A 20,973-nucleotide genomic window follows, 5' to 3' on the forward strand; every position below is an offset into this window, starting at 1 on the left:
GCAGCCTGCTGCTGTGTTGCTTAGCCCCAGGCCTGCTTGCCAGCCGCTTACGGAAGGACAGCTGAGATGGAACTGGATGTTGCGCTGTTATCCCGGCTGCAGTTCGCTTTTACCGTCAGTTTTCATATTATTTTCCCGTCCATCACCATTGGTCTTGCCACGCTGATCGCGATTTGGGAAGGCTTGTGGCTGAAAACCGGTAATCCTCAGTACCTGCAGCTGGCCAAATTCTGGATCAAACCTTTTGCCATTACCTTCGGCATGGGGGTGGTGTCCGGCATCGTGCTGTCGTACGAGTTTGGCACCAACTTCAGCAAGTTTTCTGAACTGGCTGGTGCCGTACTCGGCCCCTTAATGGCCTATGAAGTACTCACCGCCTTTTTCCTTGAAGCTGGTTTCCTCGGGGTCATGTTGTTTGGCTGGCAACGGGTCAGCGCCAAAATGCACTTCTTTGCCACAGTCACAGTCGCCATCGGCACCTGGATTTCTGCCTTTTGGATCATTGCCGCCAACTCCTGGATGCAAACGCCACAGGGGCATCAGTGGGTCAATGGCAAACTGGAAGTCGCCAGCTGGCTGGAGGTGATTTTTAACCCATCCATGCCTTACCGTCTGGTTCATATGCTACTGGCGGCAATGATCACCGCGACCTTTGTGGTAATGGCCACCCACGCCTGGTATTTAAAACGGGGTGAACATCAGGATTTTGGCCGTAAAGGCTTGTCGATGATGCTGTGGTTTGCGCTGGTACTCACCCCGCTGCAGGCCTGGGTGGGAGACCTGCATGGTCTGAACGTTAAAGAGCACCAGCCGGTGAAACTGGCGGCGATGGAAGGCATCTGGCAAGAAAAAGAAACCAATGTGCCACTGCTGCTGTTTGCACTGCCGGATATGAAAAACGAAACCAATCATGCCGAACTTGCCTTGCCCGGTGTGGCCAGCCTGATCCTGACCCACAACTGGCATGGCGAGCTGCAAGGTCTGAAATCAGTACCTGCCGCCGACCGGCCCTATGTGCCTATGGTGTTTTTCTCCTTCCGGGTGATGGTCGGCATTGGCGTGCTGATGATTGGTGTGGCTTTGGTCGGCAACTACCTGCGCTACCGCGGAACCCTGTACCAGGCCAACTGGTTCCTGACGCCTGTCAGCTGGCTGGCTCCAGCCGGTGTGATCGCCGTATTAGCCGGCTGGTACGTGGTGGAAATTGGCCGCCAACCCTGGCTGGTCTATGGCCTGATCCGCACCAGTGATGTGGTCAGCCCCTTACCGGCAGAGCGGGTACTGTTTTCGCTGACCTTGTTTGTGCTGGCCTACAGCTTGCTGTTTGCGGTCTATCTGTACTTTATGCGCAAGCTGATCAAAAAAGGCCCGGCACCGGTCGAGCAGTTGCAGCAGCAACGCATCGGGGTGAAAGCTTCTGGGTACGCCTTGTCCTTTACCAAACAACTGGCTGATGAATCCGAAGGAACACACTAATGGAACTGTCACTGGGTTTACCTTTGTTTTATTTCCTGCTGCTCGGCTTTGCCGTGCTGATGTACGTGCTGCTGGACGGTTTTGACTTAGGCATCGGCATTTTATACCCCTGGTTTAATACGGATGCCGAACACGACCACCTGATGCGCTCGGTATCCCACGTCTGGGACGGCAATGAAACCTGGCTGGTATTTGGCGGGGTGATTTTATTTGGTGCCTTCCCGGCAGCTTACGCGGCCATCGCCTCGCAGTTTTACCTGCCGATAGTGCTGATGCTGCTCGGGTTGATTTTCCGTGGGGTCGCTTTTGAATACCGCTTTAAATCCGACAGTTCCAGACGCTGGTGGAATACCGCCTTTGCTGCAGGCTCCAGCCTGGCGGCTTTTTGCCAGGGACTGATGCTGGGCACCCTGGTGCAAGGCTCGTCAGACAGCCTGCTCAACCAATCCAGCCTGAACTGGCTCAGCCCCTTTAGCCTGTTTTGTGGTTTTGCCGTGATGGCCGGTTACGCCTTGTTGGCCTGCTGCTACCTGGTGATGAAAAGCCGCGGTGAGCTGCAGCAAAAAGCCGCCCGTTATGGCCAGCGCCTGCTGCTGGCGGTGATGCTGGCCATGCTGCTGGTCAGTCTCTGGACTGTGTTTATTGAAGCTGAAATCCGGCTTCGCTGGTTTGGCGGCTGGCATGGGTTGTGGTTCGTTCCTCTCCCTTTGTTGTCCTTGCTGGCCGCCCGTTTATTGTTCCGTGACCTGGGCCGGGTGCAACGGCAGTTCCAGGCCGAACAAGAGGTGCAAAGCCGCCACGAAGACAGGCCGTTCTGGCTGGCAGCCAGTCTGTTTCTGTTCGCATTCGCAGGCCTGGTCGTCAGTGTCTTCCCTTACCTGTTGCCCCGGCAGCTCGATTACCTGCAGGCCGCTGCGCCAGACTCGAGCCTGCAGTTTATGTTGCCGGGGATTTTTATTTTCGTGCCGCTGATCTGCGCTTACACCCTGTGGGGCTACCGCATTTTCGCTGGCAAAGTAGAAGATTTTCAGGAGGGCTACTGATGCAACAGCAAGGTGTTCAGCAACCCCGCCAGCAGTGGCTGTGGTTTGTCGCGTTTTATCTGCTGGGCGTCGCAGCACTGGCTGCTCTGGCGTCCTTGCTGAAATGGGCTGTGAGTTTTCTGTAAGCGCTTAAAAATCAACCATTTTTCAGAGAAATCTGGCCGCAGAATTTGATCTGTCACAATAAATTGGCAGATTTGCGGCCGGATCTTTTTTCATTTTTTTCATTTTTCCGGTTGCTTTTAAAAAATCACTGCTGCTATAGTCAGGTCAAGACCAAGCAGTTTTGGTCATGACCGGGTGCGAAAAATGAGATTGTTGAGTTTTATCGCTGCATTGTTTTACCTGAGTTTGCTGAGCCCTTCAGCAGGCTATTCTGCGTCAAGCAGTTGGGTAGACGTGCGTGAAAGCAACAAAATCAGCCACCATGCCCTGGTCAGTGCAGCAACATCCTCACATCAAGCCACTGACAGCACAGAGAATTCTTCTGATCCGGACAAAACCTTAGCGCTGTGGCGTAGTTTTGAATTTCCGTCTGGTTCAGCTGTTTGCCCTCAGTCAGCCGAAAACCCGGTTTTTACTGCGCAGGTAAGGCCATACGCCAGCCGCGCACCACCTGTCGACCTCGTTTAATTACCAACGTTTTGAATTTGTTGAATTAAATTTCAGGTTTTGTGGCCTCTGCACAAAGCCTATCGAGGTTACCATGAGAAAGTTAAATTTATTTGCCGTTGAAACTGCCGACCATTTAGTTCAGCCAGCAGAGTTTGCTGACAGCAGCCTGAACACTGCCGCCCTGGATTTTGTCACCGACTTCAAACACAACAGCCCGATGATGATCGACGCGGACACTTGTGCTGTGGAAGCGGAAGACATGATGAAACATGAACACAGCAAACTGAAACTGGTGATCGATGCCAACCAGGAAATGATTGGTTTAATCAGTTTCGACCAGCTGTCGATTCAGAATGTACTGCAGCGCATGGGTAAAGGCATCAACCGCAAAGAACTGTCCGTTGCTGACTTAATGTTGCCACGCAGCGAAGTGAAAGCACTGGCCTATCAGCAACTGCAACATTGCTCTATCGGCGACGTGCTGCACACGCTGCAAAGCCATGGTGAACAATACTGTCTGGTGATTGATACCGACTCACACCATATCCGTGGCCTGATGTCGGCGGCCGATATTGCCAGCCGCTTGCATGTGCCGGTGCACATTGAAAAGGCGCCCACCTTTTTGAATATTTTCGACAGGGTTTATGCCTGATTGATTGATTTGTAAACGTTTTTCTTCTGCCCCCGTCTGCAGTCATTCCCAGCGGACGGGGATTTTGAAAGCCGCCACAGAGCATAGGTGACTCCAAGACCTCCCCTCTGCTGCATTGCAGTTTATGGCGGCCCTTTCAGCCTTCCCCCTCAAGTTTTTGCCGCATCTGCAGATATAAAGTCATCGACCTGTGCAGAGAGCATCACTATGACAGAAAGCCGCCGCTTACAACGGATCCGAGACCTTGGGGTCAGATTACACGAACTTCGGTTAGTGTCGACGTCCGCCCAACAATCCTATGCCGGCGCCGCACTGAACTTTCTGTTCCGTGAACACGAATTGCAACGTCCTAGCGGCGTGCCACTGGAAGTCACCTTGCTGCGGCTGGCCCAGGGTCTGGCACTAAAGTACGACTTACCCTTCCGGCCAGACCCGGACAAAGTGATTGATTATTTCTGCCGTCAGTACCAGGTGCATTAAGGTTGGTTAAACAACGGCTGGTACTGCGCAGGCAAGCCGGCCAGTGGCTTTAACTGAATACGGCGGAAAAACACTTCAGCGGCTTCACTTTGCAGCTGCAATTTACCCTCAACCATCGGCTGCAGCTGGCCTTGCGGATCCAGATAGCGCGAGTTACGCAGCACCATCACCACTTCGCCATTAACGATATGCAGGCTCTGGCCTTCAAAGCAAATCAGCTCCAGCGTGTTCCATTGGCCAGCCGGCAATTCATGGTCGGCATGACGTAACACAAAACCCTGGTTCTTTTCGCCCGCCCCCACAGGCAAAAATGGCTGAGTGGGGTCTGCCACGGCATTCATAATGGATTCTGGCAACAAAGCACGGATGTCGATGGCGGAACTGGCCTGGCTCCAGTAGTCGCCGTTATGGCCCTGCATGATCTGGAACTCTTGCGACAACATCCAGGAGCGCCAGTACTCTTTGCCATGTTCACCGACAGCGTGGTACAGCACCCCACTGTCTTTTAACAACTGCTCGCGCGGTGGCCATTTCAGCTCGCCCCAACGGAATTGAAGTTTCAGGTGGTAATTGCGGTAACTCTGTTTGCTGGTCAGGGCGCCATAGATTTCACCACTGACCCGCAGCACAGGCTCGCCCTGCTCGTTTTGTACTGTGAATACCTTGAACTTGTCATTGCCGGTATTCAGGCCTATAGGCGCAATCACCCGACCTTGCGCGTCTTTGGGCACGTCTCCGTTATACCCCGGCTGATGACGGTAGCTTAAATAGGTGTCCCACTGGCTTAACTGCGGGTCCAATAATTGTTGCCACTCCGATGCCGCCAATTGTGGCGCTATCAGACATAACCAAAGGCCTATCCAACGCATTTCAGGCTTCCTGCTTCTGATGAAAGGCCTTTCATTGTACAGAAAGCAAGCAACACAACAAGCCAAACCAGTGCAAAGCAGGATCAGCTTTTGGCGCTAAAACAACAGCTTGTGACGACAGCCCTCTGTGTTAGCCTGAGCACCTTTACCTGAGTACATCTTTAGTGAAGTGGTATGCGTCGTTCACATCTGGATTGGTTTCGCCATGCAATTTGTTATGAGTTGGGGGCTGTTGGTTTGCGCACCCTCTGTACGCTGGCGGTGGCGCAAATTGGCTTAGGGGTGGCGACCAGTTTTTCATTGCTCAGCACGCTAACCGTCTTTTTGCTGACGTTAAGCCATACCCGTATTTTCGATTATTGGCTGAACAGGCTGACCGGCAGCCTGCAGAAAAGCCGGCGCGCCCGTATCTGGCATTGCCTGAGTTATGAGCTGACCGCTTCGCTTATCAGTATTCCGCTCACCTTATGGCTGCTGGGGTTTAGCTGGCAGCAGGCGCTGTTGCGTGAACTGCTGATGTTTTTCGCCTTTACGCTCTATACCTATCTGTTTAATCTGGGCTATGACAAAGTGTTTCCGACGGCAGACGCACCCCAATGCTGAGTTTATCCATCCGCCAGTACAGCCCGCAGCTGCAAAGCCATCAGCATGAGTTTACCCAGTTGGTGTTACCGCTGACTGGCGTATTAAAACTGGCGATGCCGGCAGGCTTGGTAATGCTGCACCCGGGGGAAGTGGTGTTTATTGCGCCAGGCACCGAACATGGTTTTGCCGCGCAAAACCTTAGCCGTTTTCTGGTGTTGGATTTAGCCGAAGCCCCGGCGGCCTTTGCTAATTATTCCGGCCAGACCCTGATGCTGCCCGGCCCCATCACCAGCTACCTGAGCACGCTGGAGCAACTGCTGCTGGAACCGTCGCCGCTGCTACCGCAAGCAGGTCAGTTGTTGCTGGATATGCTGTGCCAGTACCAGTTGCAACCCAGGCTGGACCAGCGGCTGCAACGCGCCATGTTGTATATGCAGCAGAACCTGGGAGCACCGCTCGATTTAGTCGTGCTGGCCGACAAAGCCAACCTGAGTCTGAGCCAGTTTAAACAACTGTTCCGCCAGCAACTGCAGCAAACGCCGGGCGACTACCTGACCCAGCTGCGGATGGAACAGGCCAGGCAATTGCTGCAGTTCTCCGACCTGCCGGTGCAGCGCATCGCCCAGTTGTGCGGCTACACCTCAGCGTCCGCCTTTAGCGCCCGCTTTCGTCAGCAGTTTCAGCAGAAACCGAAGCAGTATCGTGAGTTGCCGCCTTCTGCTTAGCAGCCGGCAGCGGGGCTTTTATACCTATCAGCACCGTTAAACCGCCCACAGTAATAAAAGACACAATACGGCTGAGCGAACCGGCATCTGCCAGATCGACCAAAAACAGCTTCAACAGCACCAACGCAAGCAAGGCAGCACCAGCCTGCCAGCGCAATCTGTGCTGCGCTTTGTGCCCGCTAAACATCAATGCCAGCGCCAACAGTGTCCAGCCAATGGCCAGCCCCAGTTGCACCTCACTGCTCTGCCAAAGCACAGACCATTGCCAGGGTAAGCCAAGACTGAGCTGAATGGCCCGTACCAACAGCGTCGTCGCACTGATAAAACTCAGGCTTTTGAGCAAGAGTTCTGCATAAGGCTCTGCCGCCAGCTCCCGACGCAGTACCAGCAACTGCAGCCAACTCAGTCCAATGCAGCCAGTCATCAGCAGATCGTTCAGATTCAGCAGCGGCCAGCCTGCTGTTGGCCACAGCAAGGCGAGATACCAGAGCCACAACAACAGACCCAGCCAAGGCAAAGGTAATATCCGCAGGAACAGGGCCAACGGAGCCGGATGAGGCCAAAGCTGGCGCAAAGTCAGCCATAACGAACAGATCACAGGCAGCGTCAGGCAGGAAAAAAGCAGTACTAACTCATACCGCTGCTCCAAAGACCAAAGCGTCGCCAGATAATGCCCCTGCCATAACAGCAGCAATGACAGCAACCAAGGCATACCCAACAGATACACAGCATGAGGCTGTGCCTGGGGTTGGAGCCAGCGATAATACGCCACCACTGTCACTAACACGGCCACAGCACCCTGCCAACTCAACACAGGCCCCCAAACACCCTGATACAGCTGCAGAGCCAATTCATTGCCATACAACCACCACGCCAAGGGCAAGAACAGCCAGCCAAAACGGCTGAAGCTGGGTAAAGGCCAACGTTTTACCAAAGCACAACTCAATAGCAAAGAAGCCGCAGCCATGATCAGTTGCCAGGGTAAAGGCGTATCGAGATGGGCTGCAAACTCGGCGAAAAATGCCCGGTGCCAGCAATACCATCCCAGCATGAAACAACAGATTGCCAGCCCAGCTTCAGCGGGCAATAAGCGTGCTGCCGCAGGACGCAAATCGGCGCTGATACACAACAGCAACAAGGATATTCCCAGCACCAGCCAGTTAATGAAATCGCCCTGCACAAACCACAAGGCACCGGTTTGCGCAGGCCATTGCAGTGCAAAAGCCAGCAAGGCTCCCAGCATCAACAGGTAAGCACCCACCCGACTGGCGCGACTCTGCTGCTGATAGCCTAACCAGCATAAACCCGCAGCCTCCAGCGCCCAGCCGACTGTGGTCCAGCTGGCGCCAAAGGAAAATGGCAGGATAAGCGAAGCAAACATCAGTGCTAAACCCAGCTGGATCTGCGCAAAACGTTGCAGATCGTCGCGCTGTTGCCGCCGTACCAGAGCATACAACCCGGCATACACCAAGGCATACACAGCGGCACTGATGCCATCGCCATGACGAAAATGCTCCGTCAGTAACAATTGCTGGCTAAAGGACAGCAATGGCAAACCAAACACCAGACTGCCATCAATAAGACCGCGGCTTTGGTGGCCCTGACGCAGGGTAAACCGGTACCCAATCAGCAGGTACAACAGGAAAAAGGCGGCAAAAAATGGCTGTACCAGCAGGTAATCCGCACTGCGGTACTGCAGCAATTGCCAGCTCAATGAAATGACAAAGGTCGCGACAAAACCCGTCCAGTTCAGCCAGCGCCATTGCCGCAACCAGGCCAACAACAACACACCAGCATTGAGCAACAAATAATAACCAAACAAAGCGACAAAACGGTTGGACCCATCCGACGTTAAGATAGGCACCAGAAAGCCACCCGCTGTCGCCAGAATGGCGAGCCGCTGCGAGTGCTGCGCCAGTGCAAAGCCAGAGCCCGCCAGCACTGTCAACAACATCAACACAAAAGCCACACCGGGGCTTATCATCGGGTAATACTTACACGCGGCAAACAAACAAAGATAAACCACAGCAAAACCGGCCCCTTGCAACAGCACCGCATTGCTGCCAAGCCGCAGCCGCTTCCACCAGCCAAGCCCAATCAAGCCAGCACCTGTCAGACCAATAAAACCCAGCCGGACCTGCATCGACAACAACCCCTGATGCGCAAAATAGGTGGCAAGAAAGCTCAGGCCTAAAAACAACACGCCCAAACCCGCCAGCACCAGCGGATTCACGCCTGCCAAAACGGCCCACAATTGTTGGAACAGCATCGGCACTGGCTTTCGCCCTGATAGATCTTTGACGGACTGGGAAGCCAAAGGGACAGGCAGGCTCCGCTCTGGTTCTGCCGACATCAGCGTAACCACAGAGACGAGTTCAGTTTGGAGGTCATTTGGATCAGCAGGGTCTGCGATGGTCTGATGTTGTGATGAAGCATCCGAAGCAGAAGACGCGCCATCGGTGTGCAACTTGTGCTGTAGTGCGGAAATTTGTTTGCTGAGCAGCTGAACCTGATTTTGCACTCTGGCCAGGCGCAGCCATAACTCCCCGCCAATACCCAGCGCCAGACCCAGGCCAGCACCGGCCAGAACCTGCTCAGCAAGAGCCCCCAATACGGCACCAAAAAACAGGCCTATCCATATCCACATGCCTTAACATCCTTGCTCTGGTGCTAGTCTGTTGATTGTCTGGTGATGAAATCACCATAACACGATTCATCATTTGCAACAAAACCGTTACATTCTGCTGCCGCGCGCAAGCCCCTTAGTGGCTGTCGGTTGTTAGCTTCAGCAGTTCCACTGCGCCGCGCTTTTGCAGAGTGACATAGAGTAAGTCGGGGTTTTGACTGTCAAAAGTGACATTGGTCGGAAACTCGCCTTTGAGGCGGTATTCGCGCAGCAGCTCACCTTGCGGGCTGACCTTGGCGACAGTGCCTTTGCCGTAGCGGGCAATCAGCAGATTACCGTCTTTATCGCAGCGCATGCCATCCAGGCCAAAGTCGGCAAACTCGATCAGCAGGCGTTTATTGCCTGGGTTCAGCTCTGTATCCAGGTCATAAACCCAGACCCGGCGCTGCGCACTTTCATTGATATACAAGCGGCGTTGATCCGGGCTGATTTCAATGCCATTGGTGGTGCCCATGCCAGTTTCCATCAGTTGCGCTTTGCCATCCAGCCCGATACGCCAGAACTGGCCCTGACGGTTAGCCCAATCTGGGTCGGACGCGAAAATTACGCCATTGTCGGCGATCGTCAAGTCATTGGGCTGAAACATGCGGTATTCATGACTGTGCAATGTCAACTGCTTACCGTCATAACGCCAAATATTGTGACCCGTATAGTCGGCAATAAACATCTGGCCTTTCCGGTCAAAGCGAATGCCATTACCGATGCTGCCTTGTGGCAATGACAGATACAACTGAGCTTTGCCATCACGGCTGACTTTGCCAATGGTGCCTTCTGAGCCTAAGTTTACCGCATACAAATTACCGGACTTGTCCATGGCCGGGCCTTCAATGGTGGCGTAAAACACCCCGTCGCCGACAAAATCTGTACTGTCACGCTCTGCCGGTGCCGAAGTCATCACCACAGTGGCCAGCACTGCATTGAGCCATAACGTCATTTAATCCTCCTTAATTTTTTGGGCAAACCGCAGCATACCTTCCGGGTCGTACTGTTTTTTCAGGCGCTGCAGCCTTGGGTAATGGTCAGCATAATAAGCCTGCGGCCAATTCGACAAGAGCGGATCTGTGTAGTTCAGATAAGCGCCACCTGTACTCCAGGGCGCCATGGTGAGGCGCATCTGGCCCATCCACAAATCGGCCTGTTGCAGTTCCTGTTCAGCGGTGCCTACTGGTCGGCTCACTAAATACTGAGTGCAAAAATCGGCAGCTCTGTGCGCAAAGGCGCTGTCGTTATGTGCCAAATCCCGGATAGCCCCGCCCATCAGCGTCAGCAAAATACCTCCGCCATGGCCTTGCTGCTGGCGCTGCTGCACCGCGTCCAGCAAGGCATCCAACCCGGCTTTGGGTAAAGGGCCCTGAAAAAAATCAGAACTGCCGGCCATCGCCACCCGGCGTAAAACTCCCTGCTCAGACTGATGCGGCAGTTTGCACTGCTGCATTTCGAGGCCAGCACAGTCGCTCAGCATATATTCGGCATAGTCATGCAGTACCACGTCCTGCTCAAAAGGCTGGGACGGCAAGCGCCGCAACCAGGTGGCCCATTGCTGCTGCAACTCTTTGGTGGCCCCCAGGCTACTGACCCGAATTTGCAGCACCGGTGCTTTACTTTGATCGTCCGTCCACCAAAAAGCGGCCTGCGACCAGAGCTCTCGCGGCAACTGACGGCTCCAATGCTGCCAAAGATTCAGCACCGGCAAGGCCTGCTCAAACTGAAAATAAGCATGACAGCTCAGCACTTCCGCCGTGGCAAAGGTACGAAATTTAAGCCGGGTGACCAAACCAAACTGGCCTCCGCCGCCACCCCGCAATCCCCAAAACAGCTCTGAGTTTTGTTGTGCTGAGCAGCGCAGCAGCTCACCCGTCGCCGTCACCAGTTCGGCTTCCAGCAAAGCATCACAGGTCAGGCCGTATTTACGATCCGCCATGCCCATACCGCCGCCCAGCGTCAGGCCACTGATGCCCACGCCCACACAGCTACCAGCCGGAATGGAACGACCCTGTTGGCTGAGCTGAAAATACACATCCCCCAGTTTGGCGCCAGCGCCAATCCAGGCGGTTTCACCTTGCAGCTCAATTTGATCCATCAGCGCAAAATCGAGCAATACGCCTTGGGTACTGGAGTAACCGGCATAGTTATGGCCACCACAACGGCCCACCAGCGGCAATTGAAACTGCCAGGCAAAGGCCAGCACCAGCTGCACATCACTGGCATGCACGGGCCGGGCAATCAACGCTGGTTGAATGGCATCAAACCGCGAGTTGGCCGCTTTGGCAAAGCGGCTGAATAGCGGGTCGGCCGGAAACAACAACTGGCCTTTAAAGCCCTGACGCAGTTGTTGCCAGTCGGCCGTTTCAGGCAGTGCCGGCTTGAGCTGACAGCCGGTTAACTGCAACGCGGCAGTGGCGGTCAGCCAGGCTGCACTCTGGCTAAAAAATTCTCGTCTGTGCACAGTCAGCACCTGATGTTTTTGTAATGCCGCGCACCTTATCACAAAAACTTTCTGCAGCGGATTGCTTGAGTCCGGCGACAGAATCTGTTTACACTGCGCTCACTTAGCTTGTCGGAGTGCTGCACAGGAAACTGTCAGCTGAGACCGCCTTTGGCGGAATCCGTGGAACCTGAACAGGATAATACCTGCGGAGGGAACAAGAGCGCTAAGCCGCTGTCTGCCTGCTTTCTGGCAGCAGTCTGGCTTATGCGGCTGCCTGTTATGCTGGCCGTTTTGCGTCAGTCACAGTCCACGTCACCTCAAGCTCTGTTGAAATTTTTAACTATTTCACGGAGTGAGTTATGCAAAAACCTCAACGTTTAGCCCGGGCCGAAGCGGCCGAATTTTTACAGCAATTACAAGGCCAGCCTTACCCGGCCAGCCGGAAAATTTATATCGAAGGCAGCCAGCCCGGTGTGCGGGTTGGCATGCGCGAAATTGAACTGTCGCCCAGTCTGGCTGGCGGCAGCAAAGAGCAGCCATTATTCCAGCCCAATGCGCCAGTGCGGGTGTATGACACCAGCGGGCCTTACAGTTGCCCGGACAGTCAACTGAACATTGAGCAAGGCCTGCCACCACTGCGCCAACACTGGATAGAACAACGCGACGACACCGACTTGTTCAGTGCTTTGCAGTCGGCTTATGCCCAGGCGCAACAACGCGACCTGAGTCTGGACGATATCCGTTTTCCGCGTGCGCCATCAGTGCGCCGTGGCCGCCCCGGCGTGGCCGTCACTCAGCTGGCCTACGCCCGTCGTGGCATAGTGACAGCGGAAATGGAGTACGTGGCGATCCGCGAAAATATGCAGCGTGCCAACCTGGCCGCAGCAGCTGACGCCAAAACCCAGCATCCGGGCCAGAGCTTTGGTGCGCAGATCCCAGCAGAAATCAACGGCGAATTTGTCCGGCAGGAAATTGCGGCAGGCCGCGCCATTTTGCCCGCCAATATCAACCACCCCGAAGCCGAGCCGATGATTATCGGCCGCAATTTTCTGGTGAAAGTGAACGCCAATATCGGCAACTCGTCGGTCAGCTCCAGCATTGAGCAAGAGCTGGAAAAACTGTTGTGGGCGACCCGCTGGGGCGCCGATACGGTGATGGACCTGTCGACCGGCCGTTATATTCACCAAACCCGCGAATGGATTTTACGCAACAGCCCTGTGCCTATTGGCACTGTGCCTTTGTACCAGGCACTGGAAAAAGCCGGAGGCATTGCCGAAGACTTGAGCTGGGAGCTGTTCCGCGACACCCTGATAGAACAGGCCGAACAAGGGGTGGATTATTTTACTATTCATGCCGGTGTACGGCTGGCCTATATTCCGCTGACCGCCAAACGGCTGACCGGCATTGTGTCGCGCGGTGGTTCCATTATGGCCAAATGGTGTCTGGCACATCACCAGGAAAACTTCCTGTACCAGCACTTTGACGAGATTTGCGACATTATGCGTAGCTACGACGTCAGTTTCAGCCTGGGTGATGGCCTGAGGCCTGGTTCCATTGCCGACGCCAATGACGAAGCCCAGTTTGCCGAACTGCGTACCCTCGGCGAACTGACCCACCGCGCCTGGGCCAAAGAGGTGCAGGTGATGGTGGAAGGCCCGGGCCATGTGCCAATGCAGCTCATTCGTGAAAACATGCAACTGCAGCTGGAACACTGCGCTGAAGCGCCGTTTTACACCTTAGGCCCCTTAACCACCGACATAGCGCCGGGTTACGACCATCTGACCTCGGCCATTGGCGCGGCGCAAATTGGCTGGTACGGATGCGCCATGCTTTGTTATGTCACGCCAAAAGAGCATTTGGGTTTACCGGACAAACACGATGTAAAAGAAGGCCTTATCGCCTACAAAATTGCCGCCCATGCCGCCGATTTGGCCAAAGGCCACCCGGGGGCGCAAATTCGTGATGACGCGCTCTCCAAAGCCCGTTTTGAATTTCGCTGGCGCGATCAGTTCCACCTCAGTCTGGACCCGGAGCGGGCGCTGGCCTACCACGACCAGACCTTGCCACAGGAGTCCGGCAAAGTGGCGCACTTTTGCTCCATGTGTGGGCCCAAGTTCTGCTCGATGAAAATCAGCCAGGACATTCAGCAGCAGGCACAGCAGCACATGCAGCAAAAGTCAGCCGAATTTCGCGCTGCTGGCAGTGAGCTGTACCACAGCCCGGAGTAAGGCATGCCCTATCACCTGACAATTGTTGGCGCTGGCCTGGCTGGCCGGCTGACTGCGCTGTATCTGACCGACCCGGCCCGCCGCTGGGCCAAACCGCTGCAACTCAGATTGCTGGACCAGCAGGTTCAGGCAAACCGCTTTGAACCCACAGCCGGCAAAGTGGCGGCGGCCATGCTGTGCGCAAGCGCGGAATCAGCCGTGCTACCACCAGAGCTATGGCCACAAGCCCGTCAAAGCATCCAGCTTTGGCGTGAGCTGCAACAGCAGATGCCCGGTTTATGGCTACAACAACAAGGCTGCATTTTGCTGGCCCATACCAGTCAACTGGAGCAATTACAGCACCAGGTTCGCTGCATTGCACAAAACCCGCAGGCCAGCGCCGAACCACTGAACAGCCGCGACCTGGCCGCGCTGGAACCCGAACTGGCCGGACGCTTTAGCCAGGGTTGGTGGTGCCCGGACGATGGCCAGACCCAGACGGAAAGCTTTTTCAGCCACAGCAGCGCGTTGTTGCAAGCCCGCGGTGTGCAGCTGCAGGCGGTATCCGAAGCTACGCTGGATGGCAGCAACCTCAGCCTTAGTGGCCAGCGGCAGCAGGCCAATCTGGTGCTGGACTGTCGCGGCCTGGGCGCCAGCGCCGTCTGGCCTGAGCTTCGCCCGGTTCGCGGCGAAGTGATCCGGCTGTATTGCCCGGAAGTGCAGCTGCGCCGCCCGGTACGGTTTTTTCACCCGAGGTACAGCCTGTATATAGCACCGAAACCTGAGCATCAGTATGTGGTCGGTGCCACAGAACTGGAATCGGCCAGTCAGCATGGGCCTGCGGTGCGCTCCGTGCTGGAACTGCTGTCGGCCTTGTATGCGGTGCATCCGGGTTTTGCTGAAGCAGAGGTACTGAGCATTCAGGCCTCAGCCCGACCCACTCTGGCCACAGCTCAGCCTGAAATCCGCCAGCAGCCTGGCTTGCTGCAACTAAACGGCCTGTCCCGCCACGGCTATCTGCTGGGCCCTTGTTACGCCAAACAACTGGCTGAACTGGCCTGGCAGCAATTACACCAGAGGCCAGCGCCCCAAGCCGCCCCCGCTGTGCAGCTAAGTGCCACACTCCCACAGAAGGACTCACAATGACTTCACCAGCTCAACTTTGGCTGAACGACCAGCCGGTGCACAGTACAGCCACGACAGTGGCGGACTTTATCCAGCAACAGCAGCTCAGTGGCAGTTTTGTGCTGGCGCTCAATGGCCACTACCTGAGCGCCTCTGACTATGGCCACACCAGGCTGCAACCCGGCGACCGGCTGGAACTGCTGCGCCCGATTGCCGGAGGTTAATATGGACAGACTATCGATTTACGGCACTGAGGTCGAAAGTCGCTTGTGGCTTGGCAGCGCCCAGTACCCGAGCCTGGCGCAACTGAGCCAGGCACTGCGACAAAGCCAGGCCGGAGTGATCACCTTAAGCCTGCGCCGACAGGCACCAGAGCAACAAGGCGGCCAGCAGTTCTGGCAGCAGTTGCAGCAGCTTGGCCTGCCATTACTGCCCAATACCTCCGGCTGCCATACAGTGCAGCAAGTGCTGACCTTAGCCCGGATGAGCCGCGAGCTGTTTCAAACTCAGTGGATCAAGCTGGAGCTGACCGGCGATGACTACAACCTGCAGCCCGAGCCCTTGTTGTTGCTGCAGGCCGTCGAACTGCTGCTGGCGGAAGGTTTTGCGGTGTTGCCTTATTGCACCGACGATTTAGTGCTGTGCAAACGGCTTTATCAGCTGGGCTGTCAGGTGCTGATGCCTTGGGCCGCGCCGATAGGAACAGGCCTTGGCCCGCTGAACCCTTATGCGCTTCGCACCTTACGGGAGCGCTTACCGGATGCGACGCTGGTGATTGATGCTGGCCTTGGCAAACCCAGCCAGGCCTGTCAGGTGATGGAATGGGGCTTTGACGCCGTACTGCTGAACAGCGCCGTCGCCAAAGCCCGAGACCCGGTGCAAATGGCCTGCGCTTTTGCTCAGGCGGTGCAAGCGGGCCGTCAGGCTTTTCTTGCCGGTGTGATGCCAGCCACTGAACTGGCCTGTCCGTCCACGCCATTACCAGATACGCCGTTCTGGTTGCAGGAACAGCCATGACTGCCGTGATCTGGAGTATCGCCGGCTCCGACAACAGCGGCGGTGCCGGTATTCAGGCCGACCTGCAGACGATCAGCCAGCTTGGTGCCCTGGCGCCACTGCACCTGTGCACCCTGGTCACTGCGGTCACAGCCCAGGGTCCAGCCGGTTTAATTGCCTGCCAGAGCGTCGATGTCAGACTGCTGCAACAACAGGCGCAAAGCCTGCTGCCAGAACATGCCCCTGCGGTGATTAAAACCGGCTTACTCTGCAACCCGCAGCAGCTGGACTGGGTGATCGGCCTGGTGCAGCAACTCAAACAACAGAATCCACAGCTGCTGGTGGTCTGTGATCCGGTAAAACAGTGCAGCAGCGGTGGCGAGCTCAGTGAGCTGCAGCCGCAGCACTGGCAGCGGTTCTGGCCTTATGTTGACGTACTGACACCGAACCTGCCTGAATTACAGTACTTAAGCAGCCAGACCAATCCGGCCACAGCAGCCGATTGGTTGCTGCAGCAAGGGGTCAAGGCGGTACTGATCAAAGGCGGTCATAGCGACTCGGCGCTGGCGCAAGACCAGCTGCGCATCAACCCGGCTTTTCGATATCGAGGTTTTCCGGCCTACCCGCAACAGGTGACACTCGCCAGCCCAAAACTGGCCGGTAACCGGCATGGCACGGGTTGTGTCTTGTCTGCGGCTTTGGCTGGTGCACTGGCACAAGGCTTTGCACTGGAAGACGCTTTTGTGCTGGCCAAAGTGTATATCCAGCAAGGTATTCAGCAGGCGGTGCAACTGGGCAACTACTGCCATAATGGCCACCGGGCTGTGGACGCCAGCTCGACGCTACCCCAACTGCATTGTGCCGTGCCAGCCCAACCGCTTAGCTTCCCACCACTCAGTGCGCCTTTGGGGCTTTATCTGGTGCTGCCGGATTACGCCACCCTGGCGCTGGCTGTGGCGGCGGGTGCGAAAACAGTGCAGCTGCGACTTAAACAGCAAACCGATGTTGAACTACGCCGCCAAATCAGTGCGGCGATAACCTTATGTCGGCAGCATCAGGTGCAGCTGTTTATTAATGATCACTGGCAACTGGCCATTGAGCTTGGCGCTTATGGCGTGCATCTGGGACAGGAAGATGTCGATCAGGCCAATCTTCAGGCCATAGCCCATGCTGGTTTGCGCCTTGGCTTGTCCTGCCATGGCCTGTACAAATTGCTGCGCGCCGAGCAGCTACAACCGAGTTACCTGGCGATAGGTGCTGTGTTTGCCACCCAGACCAAAGATATGAGTGGCAAGCTGCAGGGGTTGGACAAACTGCCACTGTACCGCCAACTGTTCCGGCAGCGGCCATTGGTGGCGATAGGCGGCATCACGCCACAGAATGCGGCGGCAGTGCTCAGCACCGGCATCCGCCATCTGGCGCTGGTCAGTGCCTTTGTGCAGGCAGAGTATAAACCCGCCTTTGTGCGCCAGCTGCAGCAGTTGATAGAGGAGTTTCCACATGCTGACTGATCAGGAGTTTTTGCGTTACAGCAGGCAACTGATGCTGCCAGAGTTTGGCGAGGCCGCTCAGCAGATACTCAAGCAAAGCCGGGTGTTAGTGGTGGGGGTTGGCGGCCTCGGCTGTGCCAGTGCGGCTGCGCTCTGCGCAGCAGGTGTGGGTTTGCTGAGGCTGGTCGACGCCGACAAAGTTGAGCTGTCTAATCTGCAGCGCCAGCTGCTGTTCCGTAGCCAGGATATTGGCCGCGCCAAAGTGGCGGTAGCGGCCGATGCGTTAAGCCAGCTGAACCCGCATTGCCGGGCAGAGGTACTGCCTGAAGCCTTTAGCGCAGCAAACGCCGCTGCGTTGCTGGCGGGTATCGACTGGGTACTCGATGGCACCGACAATTTTGTTAGCCGTGTGGCTTTAAGCCGCGCTTGTCAGCAGCACAAGGTGAACCTGCTCAGCGCAGCGGTGATTGGTCTGCAGGGCCAGTTAATGCTCTGGCCCCACCGGCAGCACAGCGAGCCCAGTTACCACCAGTTGTTTCAGGACTTAACCGACCAAAGCGGGAATTGCGCCAGCCTGGGTGTACTGGCGCCGCTGCCAGCGCTGATCGGTCACTGGCAGGCTACTGTATTGCTGCAGCAGCTACTGCAGCCCAGTGCAGCAGCGGCTTTATGGCAACTGGATGCACACCACTGGCAGCTGAAAAAGTTTCCGCTGCCAGCTGCGGTTACAACCTGAATTTTTTCACCATAGCCATTAAACGGTTGGCCATGGCCGTCAGCTCCTGACTGGCGGCATTGGTCTGATTGGCCCCAGCCGAGCTTTGCAGCGCCAGGTCCCGTATCGCAACCAGGCTACGGTCTACATCCCTTGCCACATGCGCCTGCTCTTCAGACGCGGTAGCAATCAGCAGGTTGCGGTCATTAATCTCACTGACCGAGCTGCAAATCTGCTCAAAGGCCTGACCGGCTTTATTGGCCATCTCCACAGTACCGGACGCCATCGAGGTGCTGGATTCAATGGACTGCACCGCCTGGGTGGTTCCCTGCTGAATGGTATTGATCAACTGTTCAATTTCACGGGTGGAATTCTGCGTGCGGTGCGCCAGCGCCCGGACTTCATCGGCCACCACCGCAAAACCTCGACCGGCCTCACCAGCACGCGCCGCTTCAATCGCCGCGTTTAATGCCAGTAAATTGGTTTGTTCAGCCACAGCGCGGATCACGTCCAGCACCTGGCCAATGTTTTTGGCCTGCAGCGACAAGTCCTGCACTAAATCCGCCGACACTTTCATTTCTGACGCCATGCTCTGTGTCTGGCGAATCGTCAGTTTCATTTCATCCAGACTACGGCTGGCTAAATCATTCGAGGCTTTGGACGCTTCAGAGGTGCTGAGCGCATTGCGGGCCACCTCCTCCACTGCAGCGGTCATTTCATTCACCGCAGTCGCCGCCTGATGCAACTCCGCGTTTTGTAAGTCCAGTCCATTAGAGCTTTCCGCTGTGACCACACTCAGCTCTTCGGCAGCTGAGGCCAGTTGCGTCGCAGTACCATTAATCTCACCTATGGTTTCACGTTGGCTTTGCTGCAAACGTTTTAAACCAGCAAACAGCTTGCCAACCTCGTTATCACTGGTCACCTCAATACGGGCAGACAAATCACCTTTTGCCATCTGATCAAAATGCTGACCAGCCACCACAAGCGGGTTGATCAGATTGGTCTTCATTAACATCCAGACCGCCGCTAAGGCAGCAATCGCCAGCACCACAATAACCAGGCTCATCACTGCGGTGGTGCTGTAGCGTGACGACGCATCGTCCATATGGGCATTGGTTGATAAGCGCGCTTGCTCCATAAATTTAATCATCAAGTCATAAACCGCCGCATTGGCATTGCGGGCATCCAGGTTGGCGCTGATGTATTTGGCCTGATCACCACTTTCCAGCTCGACCGTCGTTTGGTCAACGGCGGCAAAATAAATCTGAAAAGCTTTGTCCAGCTCTGCAACCAAAGCCTTGTGCTCACTGGTGGAACCCACTTTCACCACCTCAGCAAACTTTTCACGAGCTTCTTTCAGGAATTTAGCTGCACGCTGGGCACTGACTTTCGCTTTGTCAGTTTCATTGGCTTGCAACTCAATAAAACCGCCAGCCAGAGCCATCCGGCTGCGTAGCGTCAAACCATAAATATCGCTGACAGGGTTTACCTGTAACACTGATAGATCGTAGAGATCTGACATGCCCTGTTCACTGGCTTTGGCGGTCCACCAGGAGTACGAACTTAGTGCGATAAGAGCAGCGACAAAAAGGACTAGCACCGAAAAAATCATGTTTTTAATGGACATCTGCCCGAACATAGGTAACCCCTTAGTGAACATCAGGACTTTCAAGTACTGAGTAGTGTGGCTGAAAAATCATAACTTTCAAAAACGTCGTCAGGACATCACTGATTCCCTTCACAGCAACAGTCTTTCTGTTCACCCCAACTAAAGCCCAGTAAGACCTGAAAAAAGTATATCAAGTAAAATATGATAATTTTGATAAATATGAAAAAATGTTTTTTGGCATTCTGCAAAAATACTGCCACAATAGAGGCGTTTAGCCACCTTCCAGATATCGAGTACAGTTATGAAATCATCCTTATTTCGCATGAAGTTAGCTGCAGTTGGCATCGCCATTACTGCCAGTGGACAGGCTGCTGCGTTTGATTGGGACTTTTACGGCAAATTAGAATTGCAGGGCCTCTATACCGAAAATGATCTCTACCGTTACGCCGACCAGGGCTGGCAAATTGAATCGCCATTCAGCCGCCTTGGTGTCAAAGCCAAGCATTCATTCCATGACGAACTCACCCTGGTCTCGGTGTTTGAGTATCAGGTCAATGGTCTGGATCAGGCCAACAAAGCGGACCGTTACGGTATGCGTAATGCCTACATTGGCTTTGCCGGCAAAAGCTGGGGTGAACTGGTGTTTGGTAAAAACGACACCCGTTTTAAAAAGTCCGAAGGCAAAATTGACTTATTTAACGAAACCCTGAACGACATGGCCCAGCTGACGCCAGGTCAGGACCGGCTGGAAAACGTGGTGGTTTACACCAGTCCATCCTTTGCTGGTTTCCAAATGGCCGCCACTTATCAGACCGGCGCCAGTGACGAAACGGCTGGCGGTTACGACTGGACCCTGAGTTATGGAGATGCCGCCTTTAAAACCGCCAGCTACTACGTGGCCTATGGCCAGACCCATGAACTGAACAACCTGGATGCGCAGCGGGTGTTGGTGCATGCCAAATTAACGGAGCTAGCCGGTGGCGTGGTCTCCGGCGGCCTGATGTATCAGCACAGCGAACACCAAACCCGCCCACTGAAAGGTGACGCACTGCTGGCCGAGCTGTCCTATGACCGCAACAACTTTATCTACAAACTGCAGTGGCAAAAAGACGACAGCAAAACCCGTCATTCAGAGGAAGGCAAAATGTGGTCAGCCGGGCTGGAGTATGGTTACAGCAAAGAGCTGGCCATTTACACCATGATTTCGCAGTTTGATTTACAAACCCAGGACGACAACTCTGCCGCACTGGGCGTGCGTTATACCTTCTAAGT

The 20,973-nt window shown here is 55.3% G+C and carries 20 protein-coding genes and 1 riboswitch; of the genes, 15 read left to right on the forward strand and 5 right to left on the reverse strand.

Annotation, left to right across the window (positions count from 1 at the left end; all coding sequences use genetic code 11):
- Nucleotides 1-66: 66 nt before the first annotated feature.
- The 6 genes from ACFO3I_RS03655 (at nt 67) to ACFO3I_RS03680 (ending at nt 4,266) form a co-directional block, all read left to right on the forward strand.
- Nucleotides 67-1,476, forward strand: a complete 1,410-nt coding sequence (locus tag ACFO3I_RS03655) for a cytochrome ubiquinol oxidase subunit I (RefSeq protein ID WP_377331847.1) — start codon at nt 67-69, stop codon at nt 1,474-1,476.
- Complete coding sequence (cydB, locus tag ACFO3I_RS03660) at nt 1,476-2,519, forward strand: cytochrome d ubiquinol oxidase subunit II (RefSeq protein ID WP_377331849.1); 1,044 nt, start codon at nt 1,476-1,478, stop codon at nt 2,517-2,519. The genes ACFO3I_RS03655 and cydB overlap by 1 nt, the downstream gene beginning before the upstream one ends.
- Nucleotides 2,519-2,644, forward strand: a complete 126-nt coding sequence (locus tag ACFO3I_RS03665) for a hypothetical protein (protein ID WP_377331852.1) — start codon at nt 2,519-2,521, stop codon at nt 2,642-2,644. Before cydB ends, ACFO3I_RS03665 begins: the two co-directional genes overlap by 1 nt.
- Before the next feature lie 184 nt (nt 2,645-2,828).
- Entirely contained in the window at nt 2,829-3,152 is a 324-nt protein-coding gene (locus ACFO3I_RS03670; RefSeq protein ID WP_377331854.1) for a hypothetical protein, read from the forward strand.
- 73 nt (nt 3,153-3,225) lie between these two features.
- Nucleotides 3,226-3,786 (forward strand): CBS domain-containing protein, encoded by a 561-nt coding sequence (locus ACFO3I_RS03675; RefSeq protein WP_377331856.1) that lies wholly within the window; start codon nt 3,226-3,228, stop codon nt 3,784-3,786.
- A gap of 207 nt (nt 3,787-3,993) precedes the next feature.
- Nucleotides 3,994-4,266 carry a hypothetical protein gene (locus tag ACFO3I_RS03680; protein WP_377331858.1) on the forward strand — a complete coding sequence of 91 codons (273 nt, stop codon included), beginning with the start codon at nt 3,994-3,996 and terminating at the stop codon, nt 4,264-4,266.
- Here ACFO3I_RS03680 and ACFO3I_RS03685 read toward each other — a convergent pair.
- The gene (locus ACFO3I_RS03685; RefSeq protein ID WP_377331860.1) at nt 4,263-5,135 is read right to left on the reverse strand and encodes a 3-keto-disaccharide hydrolase; all 873 of its coding nucleotides are present in this window, start codon (nt 5,133-5,135) and stop codon (nt 4,263-4,265) included. The two genes, ACFO3I_RS03680 and ACFO3I_RS03685, sit on opposite strands and share 4 nt — an antisense overlap.
- A 174-nt stretch (nt 5,136-5,309) precedes the next feature.
- Here ACFO3I_RS03685 and ACFO3I_RS03690 point away from each other — a divergent pair, with 174 nt between their 5' ends.
- Nucleotides 5,310-5,738, forward strand: a complete 429-nt coding sequence (locus tag ACFO3I_RS03690) for a chlorhexidine efflux transporter (RefSeq protein ID WP_377331862.1) — start codon at nt 5,310-5,312, stop codon at nt 5,736-5,738.
- Entirely contained in the window at nt 5,732-6,445 is a 714-nt protein-coding gene (locus ACFO3I_RS03695; protein ID WP_377331864.1) for an AraC family transcriptional regulator, read from the forward strand. The genes ACFO3I_RS03690 and ACFO3I_RS03695 overlap by 7 nt, the downstream gene beginning before the upstream one ends.
- Here the strand turns inward: ACFO3I_RS03695 and ACFO3I_RS03700 are convergent.
- The 3 genes from ACFO3I_RS03700 to ACFO3I_RS03710 form a co-directional block, all read right to left on the reverse strand.
- Nucleotides 6,375-9,092: a DUF2339 domain-containing protein gene (locus ACFO3I_RS03700; RefSeq protein ID WP_377331866.1), complete on the reverse strand. Its 2,718-nt coding sequence runs from the start codon at nt 9,090-9,092 to the stop codon at nt 6,375-6,377. The two genes, ACFO3I_RS03695 and ACFO3I_RS03700, sit on opposite strands and share 71 nt — an antisense overlap.
- A gap of 115 nt (nt 9,093-9,207) precedes the next feature.
- Nucleotides 9,208-10,065, reverse strand: coding sequence for an SMP-30/gluconolactonase/LRE family protein (locus ACFO3I_RS03705; protein WP_377331868.1), 858 nt, complete (start codon nt 10,063-10,065; stop codon nt 9,208-9,210).
- Nucleotides 10,066-11,577: an FAD-binding oxidoreductase gene (locus ACFO3I_RS03710; RefSeq protein ID WP_377331870.1), complete on the reverse strand. Its 1,512-nt coding sequence runs from the start codon at nt 11,575-11,577 to the stop codon at nt 10,066-10,068.
- Between the two features lie 102 nt (nt 11,578-11,679).
- A riboswitch (TPP riboswitch) is annotated at nt 11,680-11,790 on the forward strand.
- A gap of 128 nt (nt 11,791-11,918) precedes the next feature.
- Between ACFO3I_RS03710 and thiC the strand changes: the two genes are divergently transcribed.
- The 6 genes from thiC to ACFO3I_RS03740 are packed head-to-tail and all read left to right on the forward strand — an operon-like array spanning nt 11,919 to nt 18,113.
- Nucleotides 11,919-13,787: a phosphomethylpyrimidine synthase ThiC gene (thiC, locus tag ACFO3I_RS03715; protein WP_377331872.1), complete on the forward strand. Its 1,869-nt coding sequence runs from the start codon at nt 11,919-11,921 to the stop codon at nt 13,785-13,787.
- 3 nt (nt 13,788-13,790) lie between these two features.
- Nucleotides 13,791-14,912, forward strand: coding sequence for an FAD-dependent oxidoreductase (locus tag ACFO3I_RS03720; protein ID WP_377331874.1), 1,122 nt, complete (start codon nt 13,791-13,793; stop codon nt 14,910-14,912).
- Entirely contained in the window at nt 14,909-15,115 is a 207-nt protein-coding gene (gene thiS, locus ACFO3I_RS03725; protein WP_377331876.1) for a sulfur carrier protein ThiS, read from the forward strand. Before ACFO3I_RS03720 ends, thiS begins: the two co-directional genes overlap by 4 nt.
- 1 nt (nt 15,116) lies before the next feature.
- Nucleotides 15,117-15,908, forward strand: coding sequence for a thiazole synthase (locus ACFO3I_RS03730; protein WP_377331878.1), 792 nt, complete (start codon nt 15,117-15,119; stop codon nt 15,906-15,908).
- Nucleotides 15,905-17,398: a thiamine phosphate synthase gene (thiE, locus tag ACFO3I_RS03735; protein WP_377331880.1), complete on the forward strand. Its 1,494-nt coding sequence runs from the start codon at nt 15,905-15,907 to the stop codon at nt 17,396-17,398. Before ACFO3I_RS03730 ends, thiE begins: the two co-directional genes overlap by 4 nt.
- Entirely contained in the window at nt 17,388-18,113 is a 726-nt protein-coding gene (locus ACFO3I_RS03740) for a HesA/MoeB/ThiF family protein (RefSeq protein ID WP_377331882.1), read from the forward strand. Before thiE ends, ACFO3I_RS03740 begins: the two co-directional genes overlap by 11 nt.
- Here ACFO3I_RS03740 and ACFO3I_RS03745 read toward each other — a convergent pair.
- Nucleotides 18,103-19,731, reverse strand: a complete 1,629-nt coding sequence (locus tag ACFO3I_RS03745; protein WP_377331884.1) for a methyl-accepting chemotaxis protein — start codon at nt 19,729-19,731, stop codon at nt 18,103-18,105. The genes ACFO3I_RS03740 and ACFO3I_RS03745 overlap by 11 nt on opposite strands.
- A gap of 271 nt (nt 19,732-20,002) precedes the next feature.
- Between ACFO3I_RS03745 and ACFO3I_RS03750 the strand changes: the two genes are divergently transcribed.
- Nucleotides 20,003-20,971, forward strand: a complete 969-nt coding sequence (locus ACFO3I_RS03750) for a porin (RefSeq protein WP_377331886.1) — start codon at nt 20,003-20,005, stop codon at nt 20,969-20,971.
- Nucleotides 20,972-20,973: the final 2 nt, after the last annotated feature.

The organism is Rheinheimera marina (assembly GCF_042654345.1).
In the GTDB taxonomy this organism is placed as follows: domain Bacteria; phylum Pseudomonadota; class Gammaproteobacteria; order Enterobacterales; family Alteromonadaceae; genus Pararheinheimera; species Pararheinheimera marina.

Bases quoted from the DNA above. Each gene is read 5' to 3' on its own strand.
- ACFO3I_RS03695 (WP_377331864.1), top strand. From the start codon at position 5,732: ATGCTGAGTTTATCCATCCGCCAGTACAGCCCGCAGCTGCAAAGCCAT.
- ACFO3I_RS03675 (WP_377331856.1), top strand. From the start codon at position 3,226: ATGAGAAAGTTAAATTTATTTGCCGTTGAAACTGCCGACCATTTAGTT.
- ACFO3I_RS03680 (WP_377331858.1), top strand. From the start codon at position 3,994: ATGACAGAAAGCCGCCGCTTACAACGGATCCGAGACCTTGGGGTCAGA.
- ACFO3I_RS03690 (WP_377331862.1), top strand. From the start codon at position 5,310: ATGCGTCGTTCACATCTGGATTGGTTTCGCCATGCAATTTGTTATGAG.
- ACFO3I_RS03745 (WP_377331884.1), bottom strand. From the start codon at position 19,731: ATGTTCGGGCAGATGTCCATTAAAAACATGATTTTTTCGGTGCTAGTC.
- thiS (WP_377331876.1), top strand. From the start codon at position 14,909: ATGACTTCACCAGCTCAACTTTGGCTGAACGACCAGCCGGTGCACAGT.
- cydB (WP_377331849.1), top strand. From the start codon at position 1,476: ATGGAACTGTCACTGGGTTTACCTTTGTTTTATTTCCTGCTGCTCGGC.
- ACFO3I_RS03685 (WP_377331860.1), bottom strand. From the start codon at position 5,135: ATGCGTTGGATAGGCCTTTGGTTATGTCTGATAGCGCCACAATTGGCG.
- ACFO3I_RS03750 (WP_377331886.1), top strand. From the start codon at position 20,003: ATGAAATCATCCTTATTTCGCATGAAGTTAGCTGCAGTTGGCATCGCC.
- ACFO3I_RS03665 (WP_377331852.1), top strand. From the start codon at position 2,519: ATGCAACAGCAAGGTGTTCAGCAACCCCGCCAGCAGTGGCTGTGGTTT.
- thiC (WP_377331872.1), top strand. From the start codon at position 11,919: ATGCAAAAACCTCAACGTTTAGCCCGGGCCGAAGCGGCCGAATTTTTA.
- ACFO3I_RS03705 (WP_377331868.1), bottom strand. From the start codon at position 10,065: ATGACGTTATGGCTCAATGCAGTGCTGGCCACTGTGGTGATGACTTCG.
- thiE (WP_377331880.1), top strand. From the start codon at position 15,905: ATGACTGCCGTGATCTGGAGTATCGCCGGCTCCGACAACAGCGGCGGT.
- ACFO3I_RS03670 (WP_377331854.1), top strand. From the start codon at position 2,829: ATGAGATTGTTGAGTTTTATCGCTGCATTGTTTTACCTGAGTTTGCTG.
- ACFO3I_RS03740 (WP_377331882.1), top strand. From the start codon at position 17,388: ATGCTGACTGATCAGGAGTTTTTGCGTTACAGCAGGCAACTGATGCTG.
- ACFO3I_RS03700 (WP_377331866.1), bottom strand. From the start codon at position 9,092: ATGTGGATATGGATAGGCCTGTTTTTTGGTGCCGTATTGGGGGCTCTT.
- ACFO3I_RS03720 (WP_377331874.1), top strand. From the start codon at position 13,791: ATGCCCTATCACCTGACAATTGTTGGCGCTGGCCTGGCTGGCCGGCTG.
- ACFO3I_RS03655 (WP_377331847.1), top strand. From the start codon at position 67: ATGGAACTGGATGTTGCGCTGTTATCCCGGCTGCAGTTCGCTTTTACC.
- ACFO3I_RS03730 (WP_377331878.1), top strand. From the start codon at position 15,117: ATGGACAGACTATCGATTTACGGCACTGAGGTCGAAAGTCGCTTGTGG.